The sequence below is a fragment of the Weissella halotolerans DSM 20190 genome (assembly GCF_000420365.1).
GTDB classification, from domain to species: domain Bacteria; phylum Bacillota; class Bacilli; order Lactobacillales; family Lactobacillaceae; genus Weissella; species Weissella halotolerans.
This window is the reverse complement of record NZ_ATUU01000004.1, coordinates 53,698-67,025: the sequence shown is the minus strand read 5'-3', so window position 1 is coordinate 67,025 and position 13,328 is coordinate 53,698. Positions and strand designations below refer to the sequence as shown.

The window sequence follows — 13,328 nt, the reverse complement described above, 5'->3', positions numbered from 1 at the left end:
ATCAAGCAAGCTGACCACAATCCGGTGATCGTACCGCGCTTGCCGACGGCAGTTAATTTTTATTGTAACTTGTCTATTGTATATTATTATCTAAGCAGTGACAAGAACTTTCTCAAGCTAGCCATTAGAAAGCTTAAAGATCATTCAAAGTCATCCTCAATTTTGATATCACCATTCAACATCGTCAATTTATGAACAAGACGGTCATATCCACGTAAAACATGTTCTGCATTTTTAATTTCAGTTACACCATTAGCCATCAAACCGGCAATCACTAAAGCAGCCCCTGCCCTTATTTCAGCCGCGGCGACAACATCACCTTGTAGATCAACTGGCTGCGACTCTACTGTAATTAACCCATCATCACGATCACGCACATTCATCCCCAACTTACGTAGTTCAGGAATATGCCGGGTCCGCTCAGGATAAATTGTTTCTTGAATGCGGCTTTCCCCATTGGCTAAGCTCAATAAAGGCGTAATTGGTTGCTGAAGGTCAGTCGCAAAACCTGGATAAGGCGCTGTTTTGATGTTAATTGCCTGTAAACGCTCATGCTTGGGAACAAAAATATTATCTTGGCCAACTTCTAATTGGACACCCATCTCCATTAACTTCGATGTAAAGGCCTCTAAATGCTCGGGAATCACATTCTTAACTAAGATACCCTCACCTTGAGCGGCGGCCATAGCCAGATAAGTACCTGCCTCAATCCGATCTGGAATGATTGTATGGGTTGTTTGAGAGCCTAGATGTTCAACTCCAGTAATACGAATAACATCTGTTCCCGCTCCACGAATCTTAGCGCCCATGTTATTTAAAAAGGTCGCTAGATCAATAATCTCAGGCTCTTTAGCCGCATTTTCAATAATTGTCGTCCCTTTTGCATGCACAGCAGCCATGATGATATTCATAGTGGCCCCAACAGAAACCATATCCAAGAAGATGCGTGCCCCGTGTAACCCACCATGGGCAACAATATGCACCGTATCATTTTCTTCTGTAACTTCTGCCCCTAATGCTTTAAACCCTTTAATATGTTGGTCAATTGGTCGTGGACCAATATTATCCCCACCTGGAAAAGTTACTGTAGCCCGGCCAAAGCGCCCCAACAAGGAACCCATGAAATAATAAGATGCGCGTAAACTCTTAATCGCAGTCGAAGGTAATTGGGCTTCAACAATTTGGGTAGGATCAATCGACAAATTACCATCTGCAAACTCTGATGACACATTCATTGACTCTAAAATCAATTGAAGATTATAGACATCCAAAATATCGGGCACCCCATCAAATTTTACCGGATCTTCTGATAGAATAGCCGCCGGAATAAGTGCCACTGTTGAATTTTTCGCACCACCAATGGTTACCTCACCTTTGAGTGGCCGGCCACCATGAATTACTAAATTTTTCATTTTTGTATCCTCATTATTGTCAAAATGTTTTAAACCCAGTCACCCTATCAAGTTAATTAATAAGTGCTTAACTAGTCCCTTGGGTTGATTCATCACTAGATCCTTGTCTGGATAATATCACAGTCTACTAACTAAGCCATAGGCGCCTAGTCAGTAGGTAAACATACTAACTCTTAGTTTACCCTATTAAGAAGACTATCTGCACCCTAGCAAGACAGACTTAAGAATTCCACAAAAAATGGGCTGGACACTTTGCTAGCGCCAGTCCATTATCTATTGTTATTTACTTATCTGTTTCACTATGCTTGAGCGCTGCTGCAACAAAGGCTGCATATAGTGGCTCTGGATGATTAGGACGTGACTGAAACTCTGGGTGAGCTTGGTCGGCCATGAAAAAGTCGTTTTTTGGATATTCCATAATTTCCATTAAGGAACCATCTGGTGACTCACCAGAAAAGACCATTCCTGCTTCTTCAAAAGCCTTTTTATAAGCTGTATTGAATTCATAACGATGGCGATGGCGCTGCTTAATTTCATCTTGACCATAGATTTGATGGGCTTGACTGCCTGGCTTTAACCGCTCTGAATAAAGACCTAACCGCAGCGTTCCACCTCGATCAGTAATTTCTTGTTGATCATTCATTAAGGCAATAATTGGATGGGTTGTCTCTTCGTCCAACTCAATAGAATTTGCATCTTGATAGCCTAGCACATTGCGGGCAAATTCTACACTAGCCAATTGCATACCTAAACAGACACCCAAGAAAGGCACATTGTTTTCCCGGGCATACTTAATAGCCGCTAACTTACCATCAGTCCCCCGCTGGCCAAAACCACCAGGAACCATGATACCATCTGCACCTGTTAGTAATTCTGCGACATTGCTTTCTGTTACCTTTTCTGAATTGATCACATCAATCTTAACTTCAGCATCAACAGCATAGCCACCGGCCCGCAATGCTTCATTAACAGAAATATAGGCATCCTGTAAGTCCGCATACTTACCAACTAAAGCAATTTTAACTGACTTGGTCAAATGACGAATATGCTCAATCATATCTACCCACTTTGACATATCAGCTTCTGGTGCATCCAAATGTAGACCAGCTAAGACGACATCATCCATGCCTTGGGCCTTCATATTCATCACAACTTGGTACAAGACATCTACATCCAAGGATTCAATCACCGCTTCCGGGCGAACGTCAGTGAATAGAGCCAACTTGTCTCGCATCTCACTGGTAATCGGACGTTCAGTTCTAACTACTAACATATCCGGTTGAATACCTAGCGAACGTAACTCAGCCACTGAATGTTGCGTTGGCTTAGTTTTCATCTCACCAGCTGCACTCAGATAAGGGATTAAAGAAGTATGAATATAAAAAACGTTCTCCGGGCCAACTTCCCGCTTCATCTGGCGCAAGGCTTCAATGAATGGTAGCGATTCAATATCCCCCACCGTGCCACCAACCTCAGTAATGACAATATCCGCATCTGTTGTTTCACCAGCCTGCATCATCTTTTCTTTCAACATATTGGTAATATGCGGGATAACCTGAACAGTTGCCCCTTCATAATCGCCCCGCCGTTCCTTGGCTAACACTTCAGAATAAATGCGGCCAGCAGTAAAGTTAGAATATTTATTTAAGGAGATATCAATAAAACGTTCATAGTGGCCTAAGTCTAAATCTGTTTCTAACCCATCATCCGTGACAAAAGTCTCCCCATGCTGGTAAGGTGACATCGTACCTGGATCAATATTAATATAAGGATCAAACTTTTGTACCGCAATCTTAAAACCGCGGTTTTTCAATAAGCGGCCTAATGATGCCGCCACGATTCCCTTACCTAAGGAAGACACCACACCACCGGTAACAAAAACATATTTAGTTGCCATTAAAAAACCTCCTAGGTCCGATAAATATAAAAGAACTCCCAATGGCCATTGCCTTGGGAGCTTTAATCAACACTATTCTGTCTTGTAAACTTGTACAAGAGCCCGGAACTTAATAATACAGAACTTATGCACTCTTGTCAAATTCAGGTTTTTACTTTTCAATATCCCCTGAACCGTAATCATCATCAACGGGCGCAATGTCAGTAATTTCTTCACCAATACCACTAGCAACCTCATTCAGGTCAGCTGGTTGTGCGTCATCACTATCATCTTCAGTCGCTGTATCAGAAGCATCATCAGGTACATCAGCAGTTTCATCATCATCGACCACATCACTGAAGTCATCGTCTTCTGGATCGTCATCGTTATAATCAATAACATCATCATCATCGGCAACGTCTGCCAAGAAGGCGTTAATCTTCTTACGCTTCTTACGCTTAGGGCGGGTTTCTTCTTCTAGGTCCAAGTGAACCGCTTCATCAATAGAATCAATCGGATACCATGAACGCAGTCCCCAAACATTATCCCCTAAGGAAATGAATGAACCGTCAATATTCAAATCGGTATAAAATTGGGCCAAACGATCACGAATCTCCTGATCACTTTTACCCGTAAAGGCCTGCACCTCATTTAATAAGTTCGAAAATGCCATGGTCTCATGGCGGTCAGACAAAATTGCCCGCGCCACTTCAATCATAGAAAGTTCCGCTTTGTTTTGACCGTCAAATTGTGTAATTGCCAAATCGCGCACGTCCTTTCACAGTTTTACTCAATGATTAATCATAACTCATTTACCAGTCAAGAGCAATATTCTCAGCCTAATTTGCCGACTCTTTTTCCAATTCAGGTACAGTTTGATTCAATGCCCACTTCTCTAAGGCCAAACCAACCCCATCTTCATTTTGCGTTGTCGTTACAGCCTTAGCTGCCGTCTTAACCTCGGGAATGGCATTCCCCATCGCAACGCCTAACCCGGCTTGCTTAATCATCGATAAATCATTGGCTTGGTCACCCAAGGCCATCGTTTGCGCTAATGGAATATCTAAATAAGCAGCTAACGTCGCTAAGGCATTCCCTTTGCTTGCTTGTGGATTTAATACTTCTAAGAAGTCCACATTTGATTTCACCAAATTAAAGCGTGCTTTAATCTCTGCTGGCAAAGTGTTTTCAACCATCGCTAGCTGTTCACTCGGTCCAATAAACATGCATTTCACATAATGCAAGTCTGCTGGCATATCCTCTAAAGGTGATACCCGTAGTGGCATATCCACCATATAATTTTCACGTGAGGCTGATGGATTAATTAGGCGTGAAGTGGTATAAGCAGTATCAAGACTTTCAACCTGTAAATAAGTATCCAGTTTAACAGACCAGGCTACTAAGTCAGCGTAATCAGTTGCAGATAATTCCTTACCAGCAATAGCTTCACCAGCAGTTGTTTCAACAAGGGCCCCGTTATACGTAATTACATATTGATCATCCTGATGATTCAAGCCCAACTCGTCTAGATAACCCTGCACACCGGTCAATGGTCGACCGGTCGTCAACACCACCTTGATGCCAGCTGCCGTCGCTGCCTTAACTGCTGCCTTTACGCGGGGGGTAATCTGCTTAGCTGAGTTTACTAAGGTATCGTCGATATCAATTGTCACTAACTTAATCATGTCATGATCTCCTTTTTTATTTATCGGTTACTCGGATCAACTAATTTCCCATTATGAATATACTGTTGGAATTCACGATAAATTGGCGCCATCACGTCATCTACGGAATCTTGTGTCAGCATCTCTTTAGGAAAGAAGAAACGAGCATCGCCAAATGTGCGTCCCGTTAAGGTATCAACTAAGGCACTTTTTTTGGACAGCTCCGTTAAGGTACCATCAGGTGCCATTAATTCAATCTGTGTGCGTGGCTTATCAGCATGCGGTTTATAGTCATCATAGGGTAAATCAAAGCTATCATTTTCTGCTGTATAATAGCGCGGATCATAGCCTGCCTGCTCAATTAATTGTCGTAAATGTGGTAATAAATGTCTTGTCCCAGCCGTAATCTCAATTGACTTAAAAGGCTTGCGATCCAAAAAACGCTGTGCTAAATCAGCTAAGACTTGGTCCTCACTATCACGCCACTGATTGATATTGGCTAACAGCGTCACATCATCGAATTTCAGATAGTCCTTTAGACTGACCTGTCCACTAAATAGTGGTCGTAACGCTGGGAACACAAAATCCTTAGCAATTCGCGTTTCCGCACTCGTCTGGTTAAACAGTTGTTTAGCCCGCATCAACAGATGTTGAAGCAATACTTCAAATGCTCTTGATACTGGGTGGAAATAAACCTGCACATACATCTGATAACGTGAGATAACGTAATCTTCAATTGCATACATCCCTTTTTCTTCAAAAGCAATCCCATTAACATAGGGACGCATTAATTGACTAATACGTGATAAGTCAAATTCGCCATACGTTGCACCGGTATTGTAAGCATCTCGCAAGAGGTAGTCCATTCGATCAGCATCAATTTGACTCGATATCAATTGAACCACCTGGGGATTAGGATATGTTTTTGCAATCACAGCGGCAACGTCCTCAGGAAAATCAGGGCCGACCCGGCGTAATACCTGATTAATTTCCGTCTCTGGCGAGGTAATTAAGGCCTGGGTATATTCCTCATGATTGGACCCAAAAATATGTTCAAAGGTATGTGAGTAAGGGCCATGTCCAACATCATGTAATAAGGCGGCACACAGTAGTACTAAACGTTCATTGGGGTCCCAAAGACTGTCGCCTGGCATCTTTGTCCGGTAATTTTCACCTAAATGATCAGCAAAGCGCCGCGCAATTTCATATACCCCTAAAGAATGGGCAAAACGTGAATGTTCAGCGCCATGAAAAACATAACTGGTCACGCCTAATTGCTTTATCCGTCGTAACCGTTGAAATTCACTGGTCCCAATTAAGTCTAAGATCACTGGATCATACACACGGATAAGATTTAAAACTGGATCTCGAAACACTTTTTCTTTCATCGTCAGTACACCCATATCCTTTTTCTTTCCTGTCTGACCCTATTATAACTTAGTTTAATGGCAGTATAATAGTCATATCGTTATTTCAAGGAGGAGACCCATGCCAGCAGCTAAACAACTACCAGTTACCGTTACGTTAACTAGCCAAATTACTTATCCAGAGGATGAAGACACCCTAAAGCTCCAAGCACCCGGGACGGTCACCTGGCTCCATGACCAACTTTACTTACGTTTTACAGAGGATACCATTCTTGAAGGACAGTCCTTTCAAACCAAAGTCATGTTAAAGTTTGAGCAGGATGGTTCAGTCCAAATGCGCAGAACTAGCCCTACTAACAGTAGCCAAATGCATTTCATAAAGGGGCGTCCTAGTCAAACCCATTATCAAACGCCCGCTGGGATGCTTCTTTTATCAATCAAAACTCAAGCTCTTAAAAGCCAGGTTAGTCCACAAAAGCCTGACCAGGGACAACTAGATTTATCCTATTCGCTCACCCAAAATGAGCTAGTTGTTGGCCACTATCATATTCATCTAACATTTAAGCCTAGCTAAATTAAAAGGGTACACTCAGTTGAACTGAGTGTACCCTTTCTTCATAGCCAGTTACCACCGCAAGAGGGGGGCGCGGTAGTAACAAAGGTCAGTCATTTAAGACCAACTTCTTGATTATATAGTGGGGGACCATATGATCAATTCTATTACTTTGGGGAGCAATGAAGTCCACTATGCAAGATAGTGGACATTACTAGTATATCGCGTCCACCCAGGCAAATACATTTCAATTGTATTACATTGAAATGGGATTTACCCGTTCTGAGCCTTATTTAAGTGCAAGGTTAGCGTCTTAGGTTGGCCATCCCGGTAGATAGTTAACTTAACTTGATCTCCCACTTGATGCTTGTACAAGGCATCGCGCAAGTCACCAACATTCTTAATACTTGTATCATCAACTTGGCTGATAACATCGTATCGTTTCAAGCCGCCTTCTGCCGCTGGGGAACCTGCAGAGATTTTCATCACCACCACACCTTGATTAATTTTACTTGGTAAATTCAACACATCAGCCTGATCAGCTACCGAAATATTACCTAAGTCTAGTAAGGACACGCCTAAGGAAGGACGGGTAACCTTACCTGACTTTTCTAAGTCATCAATAATCTTGACAACAGTGTCTGAAGGGATCGCAAAGCCCATTCCTTCAACAGAGGTACCATCGGTCGAAGAGGCTAATTTCATTGAATTGATACCAACCACCTGACCGGCCAAATTAACCAGCGGTCCTCCGGAATTACCAGGGTTAATAGCCGCATCCGTTTGAATAACAGTCGCCTTACCAAGTGCTTGACCAGATTCACTTTGTGCGACCACTTCACGTTTCTTAGCCGAAATAATTCCTTCTGTAACAGAGGTTGCATAGTCAGAGCCTAAGGGTGAACCAATGGCCAAAACTGTTTCACCGGTTTCAATCTTATTAGAGTTAGCAAAGCTAGCTACTTGCTTAACCTTACTTGCATCTACCCGCAAAACAGCTAAATCAGTCACCTCATCCGTTCCCACTAACTTAGCTGACAATTTTGTTCCATCACTCAGCAAGACTTGCAACTGCTTAGAACCAGCGACCACATGATTATTCGTCACAATGTAGGCATGCCGATTATCCTTTTTATAAATCACACCAGATCCTTCAGATGCAGCCTCTAATGCACTGTTACCATCCCTTGTTGCATCTGTCCTTTGTGTATCGAACAAGTCACCTTGGGAAATTGCATCCTTTTTTTGCAAGTTAATAACTGACACCACTGCCCCTGAAACCTTGTTGAAGGCTTGGGTAGCCGAAGACTCTCCCTTTACCTGTGATGGTTCTACCTTAACAGTCTGCTCCTTTTTGACCGTCGAATTAGTCTGTTCCTGACCAAAATACGTGACGGCGCCAGCTGCTACTCCACCACCTAAAAGACCGGCCACTAAACTTACCACAACTGTTTGCTTGCTAAACTTCATTCCATTACGTTTTTGCATCCTTCATCCTCCACCCAGTAGATTCATTAACCTATAAGCTAATCCACATCCCTTTACCTAGGCTTAATTATATATCTTGCAAGGGAGTTGCGGATAACGGATCTGTATCATGCAGGTAAAAATCATGATCAACTGCAAAATTTTCCGCCTGAAGAATACTTTGTACAGTCATATGTGCTAACAATTTTTGGTTATTCTCTTGACTCAAGTGCCCCAAATAAACATTTTTCGTCCGCAAGCCTAACATTCTTTCTAAGGCCTGTGCGCCATCTTCATTCGACAAATGTCCCTTATCACTTAAAATGCGTTGCTTTAGCGGCCAGGCATAAGATCCCATCCGCAACATTTCGTAGTCATGATTAGCCTCGACCAATAGAGCATCGGCATTGCGCAAAGTTGCTAACATCCGGTCACTCACATAACCTGTATCGGTAACGGCCGCAAAACTCTTATTATGATGATGGAAAGCATAAAATTGCGGATTAGCCGCATCATGAGACACAGCATAGCTTTCAACATCTAAATCACCTAAATCTTTTACCTCACCTGGCTCAAATAATTTAACCTGTTCAGGCTTAACCTTACCAATTTTGGATGACATTGCCTGCCAAGTTGCTTGATTAGCATATACATCCATTCCATAGCGCCTGGCTAGCACCCCGACGCCAGCAATATGATCTGAGTGTTCGTGACTCACAAAGATTGCATCAACATCCTTCAAAGTTCGCCCAATTTGCGTCATTAACTGTTCAATTTTTTTACCAGATAAACCAGCATCTAGCAGCACTTTGTGTTGGGGGGTTTCAATATAAGTGACATTCCCCGAACTACTTGATGCGAGCATCGACACTTTAAAATCACTTGTCATTTCTTATTTGCTTCCCTTACTGTTATTGCAATAGTGCACCATTCAAGGCATTAATACGGATAGTCGAACTTTCACCAGCTACATTTTTCACTGTAAAGGTCCAGGTTGGAATAAAAATTTCATTTCCATCTACTGTCATGAGAGTACTATACCCTAATTTTGACCACGTTAATTGGGCATTATTTGGCACTTCATTGTACTGATAAGCATTGATAAAGGCTCGCTCCTCAGAAATGAGGACCGGTACATCACGTAAAACTTGAATATCGCTTACGTAGGTTTGTGTATAACGAATAACGCGAAAATCCTGATCACAAATTACTTGTAGTTGCGCCCGTGACGAAACAAAGGGTAAGCGTCCCACGGCCGCTTGGTTAAACACCAAGACATGACCACTTTTGCCTTCTGAAGCCTGCTGGCTGGCTGCTTGATCAAACTGATAACGGTCCCCTTCAATCACATCACTTGATTGCTTTACCAATCTTTTACCTATTTTAATTGCTGACTGTGTCGATGACCCTAAATTAATGGTTTCCTTGGGGTTAGCAGTTAGTAGGTGGTTATCAAAATCAACCTGCCAACGCTCTTTGAGCTGCCCTAAATGGGATCGTAAATAATCAGTTCCATCACGAGCCGCTAAATATTTACCCTCCGGACTTGTTTCTGCTAATTTTTTCGTCTTAATTCCATCCATTTGAATTTCTTGTCGCATATTAGCCGTTGAGCCCGGATCTTCCACCGTATGCCAGACAGACAACCATTGCACTGCTAAAACCAGGTCAAGGATTAAAAACACCCACATAAAGGTCCACAGAGTCTTATGTAGATTCATTTTGCGTCCTCCTTATGATGACCTTGCTTCTTTAAATCCGCTAAAGTAGCCCACTGATCCTGATACTTGATAAACCACGTAGGCTGCAAAGATGCATATTGCCCATCATTACTATCCACCCAAACATAGCCAGGCGTCATATTTTGAATGGCATCTTTTTGATAACCAGCCTTAGTTAGTACTTGATAAGCCTTATTTGAATCTGGCAAGGTTACCACCCCTTCACGTGCATCAGGCAATGGCACCGTCACCGAACGCCGAGCATAGGTAACAACTTGACGATGGCCTGTACTTTTCACTTGGCTTAATGCGCCAATACTACCAGCTTGATTGAAGACAGGTAGGCCATTAACATAGAGCCGATACCCCAGCTGTTGACCCCGGTCTGCCTCATCAAAATAATATAGGTTTTCATTCATCTGTTGTAGGGTGTCTAACGTTTCATAGGCCTTATTCTGTTGGAAATCGAGTCGCTTTTGTTTAATATCATGATCAAAATTAATGTACTGAATCGCATCCGTTTTCTTATCCACGATTAGTTGGCGCGCATTCTGGCCAGTGTAGATCGTTTGGTCATCATTTTCACGAATTGTCGGCGAAATATCTCTTCCCGGAAATGCACTAGCTAAAACGGTATCCATGGACAATGTATTAATCAAATAATTCTTCTTATGCATTTTCAACGGGTTTTCATAGACCGTCTGGACTCGTTTACTTTTGGCAAACCACTGATAATGTACTGGCGTTGTTGCCTCTTTATCAGACATTAAACTGGCCAAGGCTTGCCCTTTAATAACCTCTGACTGATATATTTTCCGATTCACATCATCAAAAAGGCGCAATTGACCTCGCCCCTTTAAAGGCAGCTGAATGCGATCTATTTTAGCAGCACTCGGCAAGCCCATCACTTGGTTTAATCGTTTTTGTACAATTTCTCCAGCTACATGATCAGGATAAATTAAAACTACATTCCCTGGCTTTTCTAACGCTTTTACATAGGCATTAGCAGACACCTCTTTGACACTAGCTGTCCGTACCCGCCAATGAGTTACCCGTTTAATAAGCCGGTTACTGAGCCCTCGATAATCACGTATCGCCCGTGCATGATCATCATCTTGCATAACAACCTGACTAAAATCATACAAATTTTCGATAGCTTTGGCTGACACGAGTTGTTTGTCCTGCTTGACGCCTGCAGTATTTCTAGCGCCAGTATTCTTGCCAACCGATAGCCAAATCATGACTGATAGCGCAAGACTAATCAGGACTAATCCGGCCACCACAATAGCTAATCCCCACTTGCGCAGGGTAAATTTCTTTCTATGCTTATTCAGTGCTTTACTCATCCCACTCATCCTCATCCAAATCTAAGGGTTCGTAAGGTAGCGCAATAAAGAAGGTCGTTCCCTGACCTTCAGTGGACTCCAACCAAATTCGGCCACCAAATTGTTCGATAATTTCCTTTGAAATCGCCAAACCAAGTCCAGTTCCACCTTGCTTTCGAGAACGGGCCTTGTCAACACGGAAAAAGCGATCAAAAACATGTTGCACATCTTTAGCAGGGATTCCTAATCCTTGATCACTAATGCTCAAGACAACTTCATCCTGCTGATCATTCAATTTAGCACTAATAACGCCACCATCTGGTGAATATTTAATGGCGTTATTCATTATATTGTCAATCACCTGAATAAACCGTGAAGGATCTAGCTCAACCCAAATCTCAACATCCGGAATTTCCCGGCGAATCGTATAATGCTTACCCTGACTTTGACCATCATCATTGGCGATAATCATATCAAATCGATTTAACACATAGTTAAAGAGTTCGGCAATATTCACTGTCTCATTTTCGACCCGGCTCGTTCCTGAATCCATTCGAGATAGCTCTAAGAGGTCATTGATCATATGAATCATTCTTGACGTTTCATCTTGTAAAACAGTCAAAAAACTATGGGCTAAAGCTGGATCATCAATGGCTCCCTCTTGCAAGGCATCCACGTAAGATTTGACTGAGGTCAAGGGCGTTCGTAACTCATGAGAAACATTAGAAACAAACTGGCGTCGCTCAACATCTAGTTGATATTGCTCCGTCACATCATGCAAAACAATGACCATTCCAGAAACGAATCCCGAGGCCCGCTGAATCAAACTAAAATACGCTTGTAAGTGTCGTGCTTGCTGGTCATTACTAAAATCAAGATCTAATTCTGAACGTCCCACTACTAAATCACGTAAATTATAGGCTGTTTCAATTTTTAAGATTGATAAAATCGATTTTCCAATCGCTTGATTAGCATCTTCGATATTCAACAATTTAGCCGCCGTCGTATTGATAACTTCAATATTCCCCCGCCGGTCAGTCGCTAGAACCCCATCAGTCATGTATTCTAATACAGAATCCAAGCGACGCCGTTCAAAATCAATTGAATTAGTTGTCCGCTCAATTTGATTTGCTAGGTCATTAACGTTTTCTGCTAACTGCCCAATCTCATCATTAGACCGAATTTCTAAATCACCACCATAATCACCTTGCGCAATGCGGATTGTTCGCCGATTAATCTCACGCAATGGATTAGAAAGACTTCTAGCAATAATAATGGCCATCATAATGCCTAAGGCTACCGCCAAAACAGAAGCGGACAGAAAGATCAGGGAAATGTTATCCAAATTGCGATAAATTGTCTCCAGACTCGCCCTAACTGCTACAACACCCACTACCCGACTTTCCCCATTAACAGTATTAATCAATGGGCGAATAACAAGTTGATAGCGAACACCATCCCGTTCTTCAATTGGGTGTCGATTATACTTGCTAGCCGACAAGGCTGCCCGAATATTTTGGTCAGTATCCTTGCGTCCAACCAAGTCTTGTCGATCAACCTGGCTTGTACCACGAATAACACCCTGCGCATCAATGACCATTACCTCATTGATTGTAGGATTATTGATTGAATTTAAAATGGTATGAATCTTGCTGTCCGCATTCGTTTGATCGCCGTTTGATAATTGTTCAGTTAATGAATCCGTAACGTATGGTTTTAACGTTAATTGGGTTCGCAATTGATTTATACTTTGCCGTTCTAATTGTTTGACAAAAAAAGCCCCTATGACCTCTAGGGTCACCAGCAAAGTCAATGTAAATACTAAAGCGACTTTAAATTGAATTGACGATAACAGCCTTCGCCAATTAATCTTTCTGCGCTTGCTCACCATCTCTATCCTGCCCCTTTAAAAAAGTGAGTGTTTGCTCATTCTGCGCACACTC

The 13,328-nt window shown here is 42.3% G+C and carries 11 protein-coding genes; 1 reads left to right on the top strand and 10 read right to left on the bottom strand.

Translation table 11 applies throughout. The features are described from left to right. Nucleotides 1-140 precede the first annotated feature (140 nt). From G414_RS0105835 to G414_RS0105815, 5 genes are all read right to left on the bottom strand, one after another. On the bottom strand, nt 141-1,412 hold the full coding sequence (locus G414_RS0105835; RefSeq protein WP_022791886.1) for a UDP-N-acetylglucosamine 1-carboxyvinyltransferase: 1,272 nt from the start codon (nt 1,410-1,412) through the stop codon (nt 141-143). A gap of 283 nt (nt 1,413-1,695) precedes the next feature. Further along, the gene (locus G414_RS0105830) at nt 1,696-3,309 is read right to left on the bottom strand and encodes a CTP synthase (RefSeq protein WP_022791885.1); all 1,614 of its coding nucleotides are present in this window, start codon (nt 3,307-3,309) and stop codon (nt 1,696-1,698) included. A 151-nt stretch (nt 3,310-3,460) separates the two neighbouring features. After that, nucleotides 3,461-4,051 (bottom strand): DNA-directed RNA polymerase subunit delta, encoded by a 591-nt coding sequence (gene rpoE, locus G414_RS0105825; RefSeq protein WP_022791884.1) that lies wholly within the window; start codon nt 4,049-4,051, stop codon nt 3,461-3,463. Nucleotides 4,052-4,127: 76 nt separating this feature from the next. After that, nucleotides 4,128-4,973 (bottom strand): Cof-type HAD-IIB family hydrolase, encoded by an 846-nt coding sequence (locus G414_RS07390; RefSeq protein WP_022791883.1) that lies wholly within the window; start codon nt 4,971-4,973, stop codon nt 4,128-4,130. Between the two features lie 20 nt (nt 4,974-4,993). Further along, a complete protein-coding gene (locus G414_RS0105815; RefSeq protein ID WP_027694572.1) occupies nt 4,994-6,340 on the bottom strand; it encodes an HD domain-containing protein in 1,347 nt (448 codons plus the stop codon). Between the two features lie 100 nt (nt 6,341-6,440). Here G414_RS0105815 and G414_RS0105810 point away from each other — a divergent pair, with 100 nt between their 5' ends. Beyond that, on the top strand, nt 6,441-6,893 hold the full coding sequence (locus G414_RS0105810; RefSeq protein ID WP_022791881.1) for a YwiB family protein: 453 nt from the start codon (nt 6,441-6,443) through the stop codon (nt 6,891-6,893). A 252-nt stretch (nt 6,894-7,145) separates the two neighbouring features. On the opposite strand, the gene G414_RS0105805 is transcribed toward G414_RS0105810, so the two are convergent. The 5 genes from G414_RS0105805 to walK form a co-directional block, all read right to left on the bottom strand. Continuing rightward, the gene (locus tag G414_RS0105805) at nt 7,146-8,360 is read right to left on the bottom strand and encodes a S1C family serine protease (RefSeq protein ID WP_022791880.1); all 1,215 of its coding nucleotides are present in this window, start codon (nt 8,358-8,360) and stop codon (nt 7,146-7,148) included. A gap of 67 nt (nt 8,361-8,427) precedes the next feature. Continuing rightward, nucleotides 8,428-9,228, bottom strand: coding sequence for an MBL fold metallo-hydrolase (locus tag G414_RS0105800; protein WP_022791879.1), 801 nt, complete (start codon nt 9,226-9,228; stop codon nt 8,428-8,430). Nucleotides 9,229-9,250: 22 nt separating this feature from the next. After that, nucleotides 9,251-10,060 carry a two-component system regulatory protein YycI gene (gene yycI / locus G414_RS0105795; protein ID WP_022791878.1) on the bottom strand — a complete coding sequence of 270 codons (810 nt, stop codon included), beginning with the start codon at nt 10,058-10,060 and terminating at the stop codon, nt 9,251-9,253. Then, entirely contained in the window at nt 10,057-11,406 is a 1,350-nt protein-coding gene (gene yycH / locus G414_RS0105790) for a two-component system activity regulator YycH (protein WP_022791877.1), read from the bottom strand. Before yycH ends, yycI begins: the two co-directional genes overlap by 4 nt. Beyond that, complete coding sequence (walK, locus tag G414_RS0105785) at nt 11,399-13,276, bottom strand: cell wall metabolism sensor histidine kinase WalK (protein WP_022791876.1); 1,878 nt, start codon at nt 13,274-13,276, stop codon at nt 11,399-11,401. The genes yycH and walK overlap by 8 nt, the downstream gene beginning before the upstream one ends. Nucleotides 13,277-13,328: the final 52 nt, after the last annotated feature.